The organism is Granulicella aggregans, assembly GCF_014203275.1.
GTDB lineage: Bacteria > Acidobacteriota > Terriglobia > Terriglobales > Acidobacteriaceae > Edaphobacter.
The window spans coordinates 207,624-225,230 of the sequence record NZ_JACHIP010000007.1 but is presented as its reverse complement, the minus strand read 5'-3'; the positions used below and the strand labels follow the sequence as shown (position 1 = coordinate 225,230).

General features: G+C 54.7%; 8 protein-coding genes. 3 read left to right on the top strand and 5 right to left on the bottom strand.

The window, feature by feature from the left end:
- Positions 1-12: 12 nt before the first annotated feature.
- The 3 genes from HDF16_RS22355 to HDF16_RS22345 all read right to left on the bottom strand — a co-directional run bounded on the left by HDF16_RS22355 (position 13) and on the right by HDF16_RS22345 (position 4,914).
- Entirely contained in the window at positions 13-1,188 is a 1,176-nt protein-coding gene (locus HDF16_RS22355) for a glycosyl hydrolase (protein WP_184221791.1), read from the bottom strand.
- A gap of 136 nt (positions 1,189-1,324) precedes the next feature.
- A complete protein-coding gene (locus HDF16_RS22350; protein WP_184221789.1) occupies positions 1,325-2,629 on the bottom strand; it encodes a glycosyltransferase family 87 protein in 1,305 nt (434 codons plus the stop codon).
- Between the two features lie 158 nt (positions 2,630-2,787).
- On the bottom strand, positions 2,788-4,914 hold the full coding sequence (locus tag HDF16_RS22345; RefSeq protein WP_184221787.1) for a hypothetical protein: 2,127 nt from the start codon (positions 4,912-4,914) through the stop codon (positions 2,788-2,790).
- Positions 4,915-5,535: 621 nt separating this feature from the next.
- On the opposite strand from HDF16_RS22345, the gene HDF16_RS22340 reads away from it, so the two are divergent.
- Positions 5,536-7,833 carry a Wzz/FepE/Etk N-terminal domain-containing protein gene (locus tag HDF16_RS22340; protein WP_184221785.1) on the top strand — a complete coding sequence of 766 codons (2,298 nt, stop codon included), beginning with the start codon at positions 5,536-5,538 and terminating at the stop codon, positions 7,831-7,833.
- Between the two features lie 44 nt (positions 7,834-7,877).
- Positions 7,878-8,810, top strand: coding sequence for a polysaccharide biosynthesis/export family protein (locus HDF16_RS22335; protein ID WP_184221782.1), 933 nt, complete (start codon positions 7,878-7,880; stop codon positions 8,808-8,810).
- A 160-nt stretch (positions 8,811-8,970) separates the two neighbouring features.
- Here the strand turns inward: HDF16_RS22335 and HDF16_RS22330 are convergent, their stop codons facing one another.
- On the bottom strand, positions 8,971-10,341 hold the full coding sequence (locus HDF16_RS22330) for a DUF1501 domain-containing protein (protein WP_184221781.1): 1,371 nt from the start codon (positions 10,339-10,341) through the stop codon (positions 8,971-8,973).
- Between the two features lie 10 nt (positions 10,342-10,351).
- Positions 10,352-14,566, bottom strand: coding sequence for a DUF1800 family protein (locus HDF16_RS31635; protein ID WP_348641391.1), 4,215 nt, complete (start codon positions 14,564-14,566; stop codon positions 10,352-10,354).
- A 992-nt stretch (positions 14,567-15,558) separates the two neighbouring features.
- Between HDF16_RS31635 and HDF16_RS31630 the strand changes: the two genes are divergently transcribed.
- Positions 15,559-17,562 (top strand): acyltransferase family protein, encoded by a 2,004-nt coding sequence (locus tag HDF16_RS31630; protein ID WP_184221779.1) that lies wholly within the window; start codon positions 15,559-15,561, stop codon positions 17,560-17,562.
- The last annotated feature ends 45 nt before the right edge of the window (positions 17,563-17,607 follow it).

The following is a 17,607-nucleotide window of genomic DNA, read 5'->3' as shown; positions in this document are numbered from 1 at the left end:
ACACTGCAGCAACTAGAGAGCCCTTGTTTCAACAAGAACAGGGCTATCACCTATAGTGACGGTGTTATTCGTAATCGGGATTGTAGACCCTGTCAGGTCATGGTAGCGGGTGAACCGGGAAGGGAACGTTGTGGTCATTGGCGAGTTTGCGTTCCAAATGACTTGCGCCTCGTATCCACCGGCACGCGAAAGGCCGCATCTCCAGACATTCTTCGTATCCTTAGCACAGGGCGTTGTCATGGTTGCTCCAAGCATCCATAGGCGGGTTTGTGAATATGCGACGGCAGCGGGATCCGGATTGAAGTTAGCATCGACAAGCCTTCCGAAATCAGGGTTCTCATAGGAATACCAGACGAAGCTCGATATCCCGGCTGACCACTGCAGAAGATAAAACTTAGAGATAAAGGCAGCTTGTTGCTCCATCGTCAGGGGATTGGTCTTTATCGATCCCCAACTGGCTTCCGTATCTAACATTGCTTCAGACTCGATCCCCTGAGCGCGCATCACGGCTTTGTATTGCTGGATTGTGCTGAGAATGCCTTCAGCCGTCCTGTTGTATCCATGGAATGCCACAGCATCAAAATAGCGGGCGCCGCCTAAGGTTAAGAAAGAAGAAAGCCATCGTGCGGCACCGGCGGTAGTACCCGGAGAAAGGATCACAGCGTCTGGATCGATTTGCCTGATGATGGCTGAAGCATGCTGCGCCATCGGCATAAAATCTTCCGGCGTACCGCAAAAGTACCGCTCAAGGTCCGGCTCATTCCATAACTCCCAGTACTTTATCCTGCCCGCCGCACGAGTAACGATGGTGCGGACAAATTTATCCCAATCCTTTAGATCAGATGGAGGAGCGCATTGTCCGGGGCCGTACGGAGTTTGTGCCAGCGCCTTTGTCGACGCCCACTGGGGTGTTCGCCCAAAGGTGTAGATGAGGTTAGGACCTCGGGACTTGTTTTGAGCGAGGAAGATATCGAAGTAAGTGAAGTCGAAGACATTCGGTGCGGAATTTATGTAAGCCCAGGATATGTTCTTGAAATCCCAAGACCGAGTCATACCAAAATCAAGCGGGCACTTGACCCCTGGACTCAGCCTTGTCATGCCGAAGAAAGTCTCCGGAATCGTCTGCGCGATAGCCAAAGAGATAGAAATTGATACGACAAGGAAACCAGTCAGCAATTTCCGGACCATGATTTTAACCTCAAACTGATGTGACCAGCGGGGGACGGCCGGCCCATACCTTCGGAACTTCAATATCGCCCTCCGGACAATCGGGGGACCGTCGTCGCATTTTAGCAACCGTTCAAGGCACAGGCCGAGCAGCGGTTCATGGCGTTATCTGGAGATTCTCCCCGGGCAGTCTTCTCCTTGACCATAATCCAAGTATCATCAGGAAAAACAATGAGAGGGCCACCAGAAAGAGTGCCATCGTCCGAAATACAAGTAGAAAGCGGATCAATCCAACGGACGCGACGCTCCCATAACTCACATGCAGGATGTGTGGAAGAGGATAATGAGAAAGAATTATGACACCGAGCGTCATGGCAGTTGAGATGTATTTGAGAACGCTACTCTGTCTTGTAAGCCAGTCAAGGGCGGGAAAGATCAGTATCAGGATCCCGATGTCATAGGCGCGGTGATGAAGGGGAAGGAGACTCAACACGGACAATGTGGCCACGCCGAGCCGGTCTCGAGTAAATCCTGTCCGTGTTCGCAGGAGCAGTAGAGCAAAGACCAGAAGCAAGCATCCGCAAAACGCCTCGGTCAAAATGGTTGCGACATGCGCGCTACGAATAAATGTGTAAAAAATTGTGTCCGTCTCCATAAGAGACTGCGAATCTACATTCGCAGGAGCGGGATCATTGATCAAACCATTCGTTCCGGCGAGGCGAATGTTGGTAAGCATCTCCCCCAACCAGTTTCCGCTAGCCGGATTCCAATGAATCAGAAGAAACCCAGGGATAGAGAAGACGGCGACCATGGCGATCACGGCCAAAGCGTACTTACGCAACCGACTTCCCATGAAGAACATATAGGGCAAGAAAAGGATAGCGACTTGGGGCTTCAGTGTTATAGCCAGCGCCAGACAGCAAGCACCAAGGCCAATGCGTCGGTTTTTTATAAACGAACACATTGCTATGACGGCTAGGCTGATCGCAGCGGTCGACGGTTGACCTTGACGTGGAAGACCTATGCTGCCTGCAACAAAGACAACCAACAGTAGCTGCGGCCACAAGGATGCATTAGCTTCATACAGATTCAGCACGGAGAATGCCGCGAGGCCGAATAAAATCGTAGAAATAATTAACCACGTCGCGAGCGAAGCTTTCCATGGCAAGTAAGAAAGAGGTACGAAATATGCAAGCGACGGTGGAGGATATTGCGCCATCAGCCAGTTACCGGGCCGCGGGAGTGGGCCAACCATACCTTTAGCGCGTTCTGCGGCCTGGTCAATCTGGGTCTGTCGATCAAGATAAGGGTCGTAGCCTTGTACGAGGCTCTGTGCGTCCGCATAGACCGTGTGATAGTCCCTGAAATCCAGAGGACGATGAAGCACGTTCAAAAGTCCAAGGCCCGGTACGCCCAGGAAGAAAAGAAGTGCAAGAACGAGCAACACTCTTGTATTTCGCATGGGCGCATTTCCTCTGATTGTGCACTGGGGCTTAGTTCAGTTTATGACCCAGATATCATTGAAGCAACACTATTCGCAGTACCTCTAAGCGTCCAGGGTGAGCCGTGAGCCCAAAGAGGCGGAAGCCCCCATTAGGGGGCCGATCCAAGAGGCGGTCGCTAATAGCCGACAGGGAATTTTGCGCTGAGCCAAGCAGCAAAAGCTGGTCCCGCAATCTCCCGGTTCCATCCTGTTGTGCCGTGGAGTCCATCCGTTGTGAGGATGCGATAGAGATGAAACTTGTCACCAGGCGCGGGGGCAGTGGAGAATCCTCGGAGCGGTTTGCCGCCTCCAGGCCAGCTCACGCCGTTAGCAAAGAGGCTCAGGGTGCCATCCTTGTCGTTGGTGAAAATTATTGCCATCTGTCCGGTAGCGGGCCCTGAGGTCATCACCAAGTTATAGCCGGAAAATTGATTGACGGTTAGCGCCGTCCCTTTTATTTGAACTTTGGTTGTGGATGGGGTTCCAATAACCGTTCCGGTGAGCCCGGAACCGGACGGTGGGCACCAGTAGCCGCCATCGAGAGTCTGGCGGCCGTCATAGTCGCACTCTGCGGTTGCTGCCGCATCAAAGTACTTCGAAATGAGAGGGGTCATAGATGATCCGGCCGGGCAAGTATTCGATACAGGTGCAATCGGAGTTCCCAGAGTGACCTTGCCCGTAGAGCTATTTAGATTCTGATCAGCGACGCAAGGGGATCGAACCCAATCGTTATAACTTATTCGTGCAGCCGCAGCGCCGATGGGCTTCTGGTTTGCGGTAGTCATGAAATTGTCTACTGAGTCTGTGGTGACCGGCTCCAGCGTGGTGGCGACATAAGGAACGCCTTTTCGACGATAGCCAAATGCTTCCTGCATTTTATTGATGGCTAGATTCTGCCATGTCACGCTGTTATCAACGTCGTTAATGCCGAATTCAGAGACGATGCCATGACAAAATTGCAGTGCAAAACGCCTGAACGCATTTCGGCCATGGTTCGTGTTCATCCAATCCAACCTGCCGCCAGGCACTCCTAAATTGAGGGAGTTCCGTCCGGCTGAAATCATGCCCCGAGTAAACCAACTAAAGCCGTAGAATAGGTCAGTATTCGGAAACTGGGCGATATATTGGCCATACCCTCCTATATCTCCTTCACTGAGTCGAGACGTACCGATACCACACCAGCCGCGGTTGCTTGTGTCGTCACTCAAGATGATGGCGGGCAAAAAAACAGTAGACCTCGTCCAGCCAGAATAAGAGGAGGACACCGGTTCGAGAACCTGGTTATAGGGCAACACGCCAGTGGCATAATTTGAACCGTTCAGAATGTGTGCGTTGTAGTAAAGCCTGGCAGGGGCCGGCGGACCGTGCGACGCGGGAGTTAGTCCTGTGTCGTAGAACGGGGTGCTACCAGTAAGATTCGCCGGAACCGTTCCGATGCTGTTAAACGATCCATCACTGGAACTCGAGCGGTAAATCTCATATTGCGTGCATGGGGTGTTCCCATTGGCGAGGGCATTCCCACCCGGTGGTCTGATATTCAAAGCAAATGCTTGTCCCTGGGCGGTAGTCGTCGCGGTGTAGGTCGCCCCCGGGCCACTCTCGTAGTGATCGAAGCAGGTTACCTTGTAAGAGTACGTGGTGGACGAAGCCAGGTTACTTTCTTTGTTCCACGCGGCAGACACGGTTGCAGTGGGCGGCGCTGGGACTCGTTCATACACACTCAATACGGCGTTCGTCGGAGCGCCCGGGGCTTCAAACGCCAGGGGATCCGTGCATACGGCAGGCGCGTCCTTGTCGAGAACCCACTCGGTTTGACGGTCAACTGCGAACTGCATAGCTTTTTCTGAACCTCTACGGAACGCGATAGCTGCCTGCAGGATAAGATCATTCCCCATCGCCGTCTCGACTCCGCTGCCGCCCCGTGCGCCAGTAAAGCAGAGGGAGATGCTTCGTGTGCCGCTGGGGATCTCTAGAGTCTCTTTTCCTGTGAAGGAACCAGCGGCCTGATCGTGAGAAGCTAGCCAAATTGCGGGTTGGTTGCCCATCAGATTTGTCGTCGGTCGCGATTTGTCAGAGACCAGGCCGCCTGCCTTCGGAGACTGCGGCTCCGCCGTATTTGTAGCGCGGCTCTGGCCGGACATGCCATCAATTGGGGAGCCGGCGAGGTTCTGTTCGCGCGAGTCTTTGCCCTCCACTCCCGCGGCGGAGACGGAGATGACCAGCAGCACTAACAGCAAGTTGGAAAAGCCTCGCAAGCATTTCATCGCCGTTTCCAAGCCCTCGATGTGAAGCGCTGCCTTGTTGGTTGCCCAAATCTCTGTGTGTCGGAAGCCCAGTATAGCGCAGCCTCTTCGAGTGCCGCCGCCGTCCAAGGTGTTGGAAGGGCACTGGTTCTCATCCCATGCTCCTCATCGCAGAGGGCGCTTTCTCTTGCGTGTGGTCAGAAACCGCATACGCGCCGATGGAGAGTTTTTGACAAGTCTTATCGCTGCCGCTGGCGTTCCCGTGATACAGTCTTCCTATCTCAGCAAAATCTAAATCCTCTCAGCGCAGCAACCGACGCTCCTTCTTATTCAGCAGGCGAGGGAAGCCCTCAGGGGGGGACCCCGACCCGGCAGATCAAGAGTGAATGTGACACAGAGAATAAAGTTAACTACGACGGCTCCTCAGGCCGCAGTTCTATTCGCTAAGACGCCGCCTTTAGTCTTAATCTTACGAGGTGTCAATGAACGCTACTTTGGTTTGACACTCCAGTTCTTGCGACTGCCCTGGAAACCGTGTAAGCTCGTTGTAGCCAACCGGTAAAGCTTGCTGTGGTTTAATTGGGATTGCATTCCAACCGGCTTCATGCTGTCTCCGATAGTGTGGAAGCCGAAAGGTTGACTGTGGATTATAGAGATCGTCCGTCGGGAACACACCCTGGTGCTGAGCAACTCCTTTCGTTCAACGATATCCTCCGATTCCTGCGCCGCCAGCGGATACTCATCGCCGTCGTAGTGGTGGTCTTCTTCGCACTCGGTGTGATTGCCTGCATCGTTGCTAAGCGGCGCTACAGCGCAGAGGCGCTAATTGAGATCAAGCAGCCTGAAGATACCCTTGGTATCAATCATCTGGTCCAAGGATCTGCTCAAGGGGACGCTCCGAATCCGGCCATGGAGACCGTCACTCTGGCGACTAAGGTGGCCGAGCTTCAGTCTTATCAGCTCGCGCTTCGTGTCGTCGATGAACTCGGCCTGGAGCAGCAAGAGGACTTCCAGTCGACCCCCTCTCTTCTAGGATCTTTTTTTTCGCTGTTTTCATCGCCAGCGAAGGGCGATGCTCCCAACACAAGACTGGTTGATTCGCCTGCTCGCCGTGACCGTGTTGTGGGAATTTTCCAGAAGCACCTGAAGGTGCAAAATTCTCCGGGTACTCGCTTAATCTCGATCTCGTATGCCGCTTCCGATCCAAGAGTCGCGGAGCAGGTGGTGAATACGCTTGCAGTCGACCTGACGCAGAACAGCTTCATGACAAGGCAAGCCTCTGTCGAGCAAATGTCAGATTGGCTAAAGAAGCAGCTTGATACAGTGAAGGCCAACGCTGACAAACTGGAGTCTCAGGAAGCCGAGATTCGCCGCGTGACGCAGACCTACACGCTCAGCGGCACCAATACCGCCGGACAGAATCTTGTGTACAGCCCTGTGCTCGACCAACTCCAGCAGATAACGTCAAGCCTCTCGGCGGCTGAGTCGAATCGTATTTTGCGCGGAGCAATCCAGCAGATTGCGCAAACCCACGATCCGCAACTTCTCTCCGGGCTCGCCGGGAGTGGACTTGCTGGTTCAGGCAATCCACAATCGACAACGTCTCTCGATGTCATCAAGAACCAGCAGCAACAGATTGACATTCTGAAGGCCTCGCTCTCTCGCGATGAGTTGCGTTATGGCGACTCCAATCCAAAACTGATCCAGGAGCGCGCAAATCTCCGTTCATTGCAGGATTCGCTGAAGGCGGAGACGGAAAGGATGCTTGCTCGCGCGAACAATGACTTCGCGATCGCTAATGAGCAGGCTGATTTGGCTCGTTCCCAGCGTGACAAGCTCGTGAAGCATGCGAACGAGCTAAACGATCAGGAACTAAGATACGAAATTGTGCACGTTCAGGCGCAGGACGCTCGCCAGTTATATACGGACCTAAGTAACAGGGTCAGCCAGGCGAGCGTGCTGGCTGGACTTCAGGCAGATGAGACAGCGGTGGTCTCAAAGGGTTTTGCTCCATCGAGACCATCTTCTCCCCGTGTGTCCATCATCCTTGTTGGTTCAATCTTCGGCGGGCTTATTTGCGGGATTGTCTTAGCCGGAATCCGAGATCTTCTCGAAGATAAATGGGTCTCTCCGGAAATGATCGAGTCTCAAGTCGGGATTCCTGTGTATTCTCTTCTTCCTGCTGTCGATCCTTCGGGACCCGCGTACCTTAGATCGCTCCGCAAGGGGAAGGACTGGTCAGGTAGTTTGACGAGTTTCCTGGAAGATTCCAGCTCGGAGTATGCGGGAGCGCTGCGGTTGCTGAGAACTGTGATCATGAGTGACGCAGTCGCCTCGCGACAGGTGATTCTCCTTACTGGCATCGCTCCCGGCGCTGATGGCAGCATGACAAGTTTGAATCTCGCTGCAACTCTTTCGAGGGCCGGCGCGCGTACACTTCTAGTTGAAGCCGACGTTACTAATCCTAAACTGGCTATGCGAGCTGGAATCTCCAAGGCGTCGCAAGGTTTGTCGAGCATACTCGCCGGAGAGCTAAATTCTGATTGGGCTCTATCCGTAGAGCAGGTGCCTGGGCTTGATTGCATCCCGGCGGGCCCACGCACGGCAGCCTTTCACGATCTACTCGCCTCGGAAAAGATGGAGCAACTGCTCTTGGGCTGGCGGAAGACGTATGATGTGGTGCTGCTTGACGCGCCCCTGATGCTTCCTGTTGCCGACTCCATCCAATTGTCGAAGCATGCGGACCTGATTCTCATTGTGACCGGGTATAGACGGACGACATTACGTGCGATGCGCGCGGCATACAATATACTTTCTCGCCAGAATCAAGCACCAGTGGGCGCGATTATTAATGCTGTGAGTCCAAGTAGTGAGGGGTACTACGAATTCTACGGATCCCGCAACGTACCCTCCGACTATAAACGCATGGAGGAAATCTAATCGTGCGGCTCTATTCATCCATAATCTTTGCCTTAGCGGGTTCCTTGGCTTCTTCGGCACTCGGCCAGACCTCTAGTCCCACGCAGGCTCAAACCGCCGTGGTTGCGGCTGAATTCACGAATAATGCCGATACGAATCCAATCGTTGCCGGCGACGTGATCTCTTTCCATGTCTACGACGAGCCCGACCTTGACGCCTTTCATGTTCGTGTGACGGATTCTGGGACGGTGCCTTTGCTTCTGGTCGGTTCTGTGAAAATCAGCGGGATGACCCCCGGTGAAGCGAGTATAGCGATCGCCGATGCATACATGCAGAAACACATGTTGCGCGATGCCCATGTGCAGGTAACTGTTGAAACAAATGCTTCCACGAACGCGACTGTAATTGGGTATATCAACGGGTTGAGTCTGACAACGGGAGCGGCAGTTCCCCTCACATCGCCCCGGCCACTCCTCACAGTTTTGGCGATGGCGGGCGGCCTCAGCGAGCGCGCGTCTCGCACGGTCACGATTCAGCATCGAAATCCGGCACGACCGCGCGAGTCGGTATATCTTCCCCAGGATGCCGCGAGACAGCTTGATAATGATCCGATGGTCGATCCCGGGGATATCATCGTGGTGCCGCGCGCGGACACAGTCTACGTCCTTGGCAATGTGGGCCGCCCCTCTCCCGTCACAATGAATAACGAGGATGGTCGTCTCACACTGATACAAGCTCTAACTCAAGCAGGAGGGACCTTGCCAACTTCGGGCTTGCGCAAGGTTCAGCTTTTCCGGAAGCAGAATGGTGCCTACCTGGCTATGCCGCCGATCAATGTCGGCAAGATCATGAAGGGCAAGGCCGCTGACGTCCCGCTCAAGGCAGAGGACGCGATCTGGATACCATTCAGTTACAGCAAGAATTTCTTGGTGAATGCGCCGGCAATTACCGCGGCTGTTAGCTCTGCTGCAACGTCGGGAGTCTTGTATACGCGGTAGGGAAGAGCGGTCTGTAGCAAAAGTTCTTGATTCGCAGAGCGACCCGGGGATTGGCCAGTACATTGGTCCACCCCCGGGTCGGTTTTGAATGTGTGAAGAGCCTCAGCTATCCATACAGCAAGTCAGCTGCTGACAACGGCTGAATAGCTGTATGCCAAGATTAGACCGACTGACCTCCCATGAAACCCAAGTCAGTAGCGCTGAAATTGCCTATATTCGGAAAGATTGCACCGAGTGAAGAGGTAGGCACGCCAAACCACTGTGCAAGGGTTGAAGCATACTGGGAGCTGCTGGTGGTCGGTATCCAGCGGCCGTTTGATCCAGAGTCGCTGGGTCCTGCGAGGGCAATTGTGGGAAATGTGCCGTACATCGCGTTGCCTTTGACTGCTCCACCTACAACAAAGTGATGTGATCCCCACGCGTGATCGGTTCCTGTGTTCGAATTCGGCTGGAAGGTACGCGCAAAGTCCGACATCGTAAATGTCGTCACACTATTTTGCACTCCAAGCTCAACTGTGGATTGATAGAACGAATTGAGCGCTGCGCTAAGTTGCGAGAGCAAGCCTGCTTGGAGATCCAGTTGCGATGAATGCGTGTCAAAGTTTCCTAGCCCACAAAAGAAGATTTGGCGGTTTACGCCGAGGGTAGACCTTGCCTGAATGATCTGTGCGATCTGTTTCAGTTGCGACGCCAGCCCGTTGGATGCGGGGAAGACTGTCTGAAGGTTTGACAAACCGGTTGTTGCCGAATTGAGAGTCGCTAAGTATTTATAGGAATCTGAGGTGATCGAATTGTCCGCTGTCACGAGAGACACGCCTGAGGTCAGTGTGACCAGCGACTGAGCCGCAGCAAGCCTCGTTGCGCATTCCGATCCTTCGGAACAGCCAGCTCCGCTGAGATGGCCCGGTACGACCGAGACAGGCGTGGACGTAAGGCCGTTGCAGAACACCGTATCTCCCGACATCGAAGTGATCATCGGGATCTGGGCTCCGACGTTGTAGACGTTCTGCATCGAATCAGCGATGCGACCGGCCCAGCCAGTTGGCGTCGACCCGTCTCTCGCAGCATTTTGCCATTCAATCTGCTGGTGTGGATGCGAGAACAGATTTGACGGCGAAACAGCTTGATTATTCAGATATTGATCGCGGGTGGTCGGCTGCAGGAGCGTACCAACGTTTGCGACTACCCCAGCCACACCGCTGTTGATCAGGTTGCAAACCTCAGGCATGCTTGGATGCAGTGCGTAGCCACTATTCCGAAACCCGAGTGGCAGGAGAATCTTTTGGTCAAGTGCTATGGAGCTCCCTCCCGCTGAACGCAACGCTTTGTAGTTTCCGTAACCGGCCGTGTCGAATGGAATCACCATGTTATTTCCGTCATTGCCGCCGTAGAGAAATATGCAGACAAGCGCCTTGTAGTCCGGGGTCGATTGCGCGAGTGCATTGAGAGCGCCGAACGGCTTAAGGCCCGCGATGTTGCCTGCGGCAGCGAGGGAAGCGTATTTTACGAAGCTGCGTCGATGCAAATGCATAAGGCTCCTTCTAGTGAATCACTTTGTAATGCGATGAGGTAATTACCAGATAAATCGCAAGGCGAACTCTCTGCGCCAGCGCGGAAGACGCAGCAGTTTGAGGCGTAGCCGGTACCGCGATTGCCGATACAGCGTCCACAATGGCGGCCCGCATATTCGCCGGCATCTGGCCATTCATCAGCAAAACGGAAAGTTCGTCGACTAGATCGCTCGGGTTTGAGGCGAGCTGGCCAAACTCGCTTGTGCTTGAGAGATCAGCGCTGAAACCAGGAATTTTATTGCTGACGATCGTGTCAGCCAGTGAGAGTCGAAGGGTTGCTGTGGCTGTATTTTCAATTCCGAACTCAGGTGCGTTCATGTTCGTGCCGGGAAGCTCATATTCTGCCGGGAAAAAGTTGAAGACGGAACTGGCACGGTAGGGGTCTTCACCCAGCGTCGAGGATAGCGCGGAGAGCTCGTCGTACGGAAACAAGGCAGTTGGATCGGTTACCGTGAAGTTCAGCGCGCGCATCATCGCGGTAATGAAGAGAATCGGCTCACGCAGGTGACCATCATCTGCATCTGCGTTTAGGTCGCCGGCGCGAGCTTCCGTGTCCAGGAGGATGGCGGAGATAACCGCCCTCATATCTCCGCGAACGCCTTGACCATTGTCAGCAAAGACCGCAGCGACTCTACCCACATAGGCAGGGCTGGGTGTGCTCGTCACCAGGTGTTGGATGAGCTGTCTGCAGACAAACGGACCAACGTTGGGATGATTGAAGATATCGTCCATCGCTCCATCAAGGTCTTGTATCGCCGTTTGACCAGCAGGGAGCGTTGAATTGATGAGCGTCTTTGCTGTGGTGTCATGCTTGTTATAAAGGGGGTGACTCCCGGAATCCAGCGGAACCATCGGGTCGCTATAGTCTAGATCTCCTGCATAGCCCCACCCTGTATAGGCCCTCGCGAACGCTTGAACATTGGCTTCGGTGTACGCCGGAATCGGAGCGCCTGATTCGTCAAGTTGTTCCGTTCCATCCGGATTAAGCTCGTTCACGCCCAGGGTGAAAAGTTGCAACATCTCCCTTGCGTAGTTCTCATTCGCGATCTGGCCCGGCGCCGGTTTGACGCTATATATCATGTCAAGATATATGCCCATGGCGGGTGTAAGGGTTACATCTCGCATGAGAGTGCGGAAGTTCCCAAAAGCGTCGTTTGCGAGCGTGTTGTGGTAGAGCGGAATTGAAGCTCGCGGCAGCGAGAGCGTGGAGACAACAAACATCTCAGAGAGGGCGAAAGCAACTCGTTGGCGAAGCTGATCTTGCCCCGTGATCGCGGTCTGCCACCATTCGCTATCCTCACATTGGTAAGGTCCGGCGGCTGGGCATTCGGCAAGTAACGTAGTAGGAGCGGCAAATTGCTCTGCAAGATACCCGCTGGTGCCGATTTTCTGAAGATGCGCTATCGAGTTGTCTGTCGGCCCGAAGCTCGTCTGATCCAAAATGCGAGTTGAGCTGGTAGAAGGATTTGAAGTGGCAGGAGGACTTGAAACGGCGATCTGAACCGAGGTGGAGGCGCTGGTTCCCGGATCTGGGGTGATCACCGATACGGCTAGCGTGCTCGTGCCCGGCGTGACGGGGACCGTTGCTCGGAGTTCATTTGCGGAGACGAACGCTGTCGTCTGTGAGAGCCAGTTTGTCGTAATGACGGAGTTTGAAACGAAGCTGCTTCCGATCACATCGACAACATAGTTCGCGGTAGAGCCGATCTGGGTAGCGGTCGCGCTCTTGAGGACAGGCACAGGATTCAGCAAGGACTCGGTGTGGGAACCGCTAACCCCGCCCGCTCCGTTCAGTGTGGCGGAGATAGTGACGCTTCCGGTTGGCGGCATCGTCTGTGGCGATGTGTACAGGCCCGTGGCGGAGATCGTTCCGGTCGCAGCGGTCCCACCGGTGATCCCGTTCACTTGCCAGGTGACGGCGGTGCCGGCGCTATTGGTGACGGAAGCTGACAACTGTACCGTCGCGCCCAGCCTTACGGAAGTCGTCCCAGATACACTTACACTTGCACTTGCCGTGGTGATTTGAGCGGTTCCGGAGGTGCTGGTCCCAGGATCGGGGTTGACGACCGCTATGGTCATCGTTCCCCCGCCCTGTGGGGCGGCCACCGTTGCTCGGAGTGCACCCACGGAAAAGAAGGTCGTCGCCTGAGGAACCGAATTCGCTGTGATCACAGCGGTTGGAACGAAGTTACTGCCAGTTACATTCACAACGTAGCTTGTGGTGTTGCTGATCTGGGTGGCGGTCGCGCTGTTCAGCACGGGCACAGGATTCATTAAGGACTCGGTGAGCGAGCTGCTTACCCCAGTCGCTCCCGTCAGAGCGGCGGAGATGGTGACACTCCCTGTAGGCAGCATCGTCATCGGCGCTCTGTACAGTCCCGTTGAGGAGATGGTTCCGGTCGCAGCGCGTCCACCGGTGGTCCCGTTCACTTGCCAGGTCACGGCGGTGCTGGCGCTATTAGTGACGGAAGCTGATAGCTGTACCGTCGCGCCGAGCCTTACGGAGGTCGCCCCAGCCACCTTTATGCTAGCCCCTGGTGTGGTGATCTGAGCTGTGCCGGAGGTGCTGGTCCCAGGATCGGGGTTGACGACCGCGATGGTCACCGTTCCCCCGCCCAGTGGAGCGGCGATTGTTGCCCGAAGAGAGCTGGTAGAGAAAAAGGTCGTCGCTTGCGGAACCGCATTCGCTGTAATCACTGAGTTCGGCAAGAAGTTACCGCCGGTTACATTGACAATATAGTTTGTGGTGTTGCTGATCTGGGTAGCGGTCGCGCTGTTCAGCACGGGCACAGGATTTATTAAGGACTCAGTGAGCGAGCTGCTCACCCCACTCGCTCCGTTCAGGGCGGCGGAGATGGTGACACTCCCTGTAGGCAGCATCGTCTGCGGCGCTCTGTACAGTCCCGTTGCAGAGATGGTTCCGGTCGCAGCCGTCCCGCCGGTGGTCCCGTTCACTTGCCAGGTGACGGCGGTGCCGGCGCTATTGGTGACGGAAGCTGACAGCTGTACCGTCGCGCCCAGCCTTACGGAAGTCGTCCCAGATACACTTACACTTGCACTTGCCGTGGTGATTTGAGCGGTTCCGGAGGTGCTGGTCCCAGGATCGGGGTTGACGACCGCTATGGTCATCGTTCCCCCGCCCTGTGGGGCGGCCACCGTTGCTCGGAGTGCACCCACGGAAAAGAAGGTCGTCGCCTGAGGAACCGAATTCGCTGTGATCACAGCGGTTGGAACGAAGTTACTGCCAGTTACATTCACAACGTAGCTTGTGGTGTTGCTGATCTGGGTGGCGGTCGCGCTGTTCAGCACGGGCACAGGATTCATTAAGGACTCGGTGAGCGAGCTGCTTACCCCAGTCGCTCCCGTCAGAGCGGCGGAGATGGTGACACTCCCTGTAGGCAGCATCGTCATCGGCGCTCTGTACAGTCCCGTTGAGGAGATGGTTCCGGTCGCAGCGCTTCCACCGGTGGTCCCGTTCACTTGCCAGGTCACGGCGGTGCTGGCGCTATTAGTGACGGAAGCTGATAGCTGTACCGTCGCGCCGAGCCTTACGGAGGTCGCCCCAGCCACCTTTATGCTAGCCCCTGCTGTGGTGATCTGAGCTGTGCCGGAGGTGCTGGTCCCAGGATCGGGGTTGACGACCGCGATGGTCACCGTTCCCCCGCCCAGTGGAGCGGCGATTGTTGCCCGAAGAGAGCTGGTAGAGAAAAAGGTCGTCGCTTGCGGAACCGCATTCGCTGTAATCACTGAGTTCGGCAAGAAGTTACCGCCGGTTACATTGACAATATAGTTTGTGGTGTTGCTGATCTGGGTAGCGGTCGCGCTGTTCAGCACGGGCACAGGATTTATTAAGGACTCAGTGAGCGAGCTGCTCACCCCACTCGCTCCGTTCAGGGCGGCGGAGATGGTGACACTCCCTGTAGGCAGCATCGTCTGCGGCGCTCTGTACAGTCCCGTTGCAGAGATGGTTCCGGTCGCAGCCGTCCCGCCGGTGGTCCCGTTCACTTGCCAGGTGACGGCGGTGCCGGCGCTATTGGTGACGGAAGCTGACAGCTGTACCGTCGCGCCCAGCCTTACGGAAGTCGTCCCAGCCACCTTTACACTCGCCGCAGGGGCGGTGCCGGTGCCGCTACTGTTAGGAACTGCCGCATTTGAAATGGTTCCGCTGCCGCAGCCGAGGCCCACTATAACGATTCCAAATGAAGAAATAAAAGTTCGAGTGAAACGAGTAAAGAAATGCATTGAGCCCTCTGGATGATGTGGTCCGTTGCCTATTAACCACTGGGACTTTCATGGACATTAGACCTCGCTCTTACGACGCCGGTAATCCCCCGACTGTCGCGGCATACTCCACGAACGGGTCAGCACGTAACGGGCACATTACGGAAGTAGGATTTGAGGGAGAAAGAGGATGAGGCAAAGTAAGCACAGTGGCGCAGATCAACAGATCCTCGCTGCGCTGAATCAGGTTCGGGGGCCTGGGCTCGGAAGACGCGGCCTCGAAACAAGGCGTATCAGGGCTCACAATTCAGGCTAGGAGGGCCAGGTCCGGTTACATGAACTCCGGCGAGGCGCAAGGGCTTCGAACCGTGGAAGATGGGAACCAACGACTCAAGCGTGGCGGGAAGTCCACGCTTGATTGAGAGAGGTGCTGAAGGCGTCGTGCTCTTGAAAGACGGCTTCACCTCGTAGGCCAGGGCCACATGCTTGCTGGTCTCGGAAGTAACTCTCAGGTAATGAGCATCTCCTGCGCGGACGCGTGCCGACTGCGGTGAACGACTTTGTAGATCGGAGCGCCGGATAAGCAGCTTAGTTCCTTTAAACGGGATCAATTCGACCCACACGGGCTGAGTGCAGGCGCAGATCAATCGCCATCACAGGGATCAACGCTACTTTGCAAAACCGGCCTGTAACGAAAAATCAGATGACTTCGCTCTCTGAGGTAACCGGACAGGTGGCTTCGGGTGTCTCCATAGTGTGCACTCATGATTAGGCTATAGCGGTCAGTGGGCTTTGAAGCAACTTTAATCGCATATATCGTCGAGGAATAAAAGATTGACGATTGATCGTCCCGGGCCGGCTTAGGATCCCTTCGAGTTTGTTCTCGAGGAGGGCTAGTCGAAAAGTTGAGACTGGCCTTCACACGAAACGTCGAGATACGATGAAGGAGCTTCTGAGTGCCCGGTTATTCAAACATCAGTAGATCACTTCACAAAGGTTTCTATAGAGCTGATATCGACGGGCTCAGAGGGATTGCTGTATTGCTTGTAGTAATCACCCATGCCTTCTCCAGACTGCTTCGTGGTGGATTCATAGGGGTCGACATTTTCTTTGTGATTTCTGGTTATCTCATCTCAGGAATCATTATTCAGGGTTTGGTTCGTGAACAATTCTCATTTCTGGATTTTTATCAAAAACGGGCCAGGCGAATCTTCCCGGCTTTGATTGTCATACTTTGCCTCACACTTGGAATTGGTTGGCTAATCCTTTTCAAGCCCGAGTTTCAAGCACTCGGAACACATGTTACGGCCTCGACTTCCTTCGCCGAAAACCTTCTCTTGTGGAATGAGGCTTCGTACTTTGATGTTTCATCGGAATTCAAGCCGACTCTTCATTTATGGAGCCTTGCGATTGAAGAGCAATTCTATCTCCTGTGGCCGCTCTTGCTTTACTTCGGGCATCGAATGCGCATCAGGCCCGCATGGCTGATAGGTATCATCGGCGGGATATCGTTCATGGTCAGCCTGTATAGCTCATACAGCAATCCGACCACAGCGTATTACTCTCCATTATGCAGGTCATGGGAGCTGATGTTAGGCGCTTCCCTGGCGGCTTACGAGAAATCTCGCCGTAACACGGAAGCGGAATCGAGACACCTTCTCTCGCTGATTGGGCTCGCGATGATTCTCGTCGCCTTATTCAGTATCGGCCCAAAGAGTCCTTTTCCAGGGACGTGGGCGCTTTTGCCCACTCTGGGAGCCTGCGCTGTGATAGCGAGTGGATCAGAATCATGGGTGAACTCAAGGCTGCTTTCGGTCCGGCCCCTCGTGTGGATCGGGACGATCAGTTACTCTCTTTATTTGCTTCACTGGCCTTTGATAAGCTTCGCTCACATCATCTTCGGCCGCATCTCATATAGGCTGGGAGCCGCATGCATTATCTTGGCTGTGTGCCTCGCTTCTATGACGGTTCGCTTCGTCGAAATACCTTTTAGATCCGATCGCCGACTGACGACAGTGCCAGCTCTTTTCGCCGTCATGGGCATAATATTTCTATCAGGATTTGCCATCAGCAAAACACGTATATCTCCCCGTATCACCTGGGTTGATACGCCAACAAAAACCGAGTGGAGTTTCCTGAAAGGTGATGACGCAAAAGATAAGGGCACGATAGGCGAGTACACGCTAGGTAGAGACAGAAGCAATAAAGTGCTCTTCGTGGGCGACTCTCACGTCGCACAATACGCCAGTCGAATCGCTCAAGTAATTGCGTCCCACCCAACTGCACCGGGAGCCGTGATGGAAGTCGGTGGCGGCTGCATCCCTATCCGCGGTGTCCGGACAGAAGATCTTCGATGGAACAAATGCGAGGATTTCATAGAGCAAGCCTACAAGGTGGCGGAGACGGGACCCTATGAGACTGTAGTCATTGGCGGAGCTTGGAATGTAGACTTTTTTTCTGACGACTTCTACGTGACTGAGGCAGAAGCCAAAGAACCATTAAGCTCAAAACGAGGAAGAATAGCCGCTTTGGAGCAGCTGGGACAGGATATAACGACACTCCAGCAGTCTGGCAAAAAGGTCATTCTTTTACTTGATAACCCTCGTTCAGTAGATTTCGTTCCCGGCGGCCACGCAATCCGTCTCCACCTTTCCCCCGATTCATCTTCAACAGGTATCACTGCAAAAGTTGCTTCCGAGCAGCTCCAACTGAGAAACGAACTTGTTGATTGGGCGAAGCGCCAGGGTGCGCGTGTGGTCGACCCTTTTGCTGCTGTCTGCTCCGATGACACCTGCGAAGTCACGACTAAAGCAGGTCAACCTTTGTACCGGGATATGGCGCACTTCAATCCGGATTGGACGGCGACGAATGCTACGTTCATCGATTCGGTGTTGTATCAGGAGGTCTTGTATATCGCCAGTAAGACTCCCACCGCGGGCGAGCGGGACCAGCAGCGATAGTCTCTGGGCGAGAGGTCGTAAATAAGTCGACCTCGATACCCACGA

Bases quoted from the DNA above. Each gene is read 5' to 3' on its own strand.
- HDF16_RS22355 (WP_184221791.1), bottom strand. From the start codon at position 1,188: ATGGTCCGGAAATTGCTGACTGGTTTCCTTGTCGTATCAATTTCTATC.
- HDF16_RS22350 (WP_184221789.1), bottom strand. From the start codon at position 2,629: ATGCGAAATACAAGAGTGTTGCTCGTTCTTGCACTTCTTTTCTTCCTG.
- HDF16_RS22345 (WP_184221787.1), bottom strand. From the start codon at position 4,914: ATGAAATGCTTGCGAGGCTTTTCCAACTTGCTGTTAGTGCTGCTGGTC.
- HDF16_RS22330 (WP_184221781.1), bottom strand. From the start codon at position 10,341: ATGCATTTGCATCGACGCAGCTTCGTAAAATACGCTTCCCTCGCTGCC.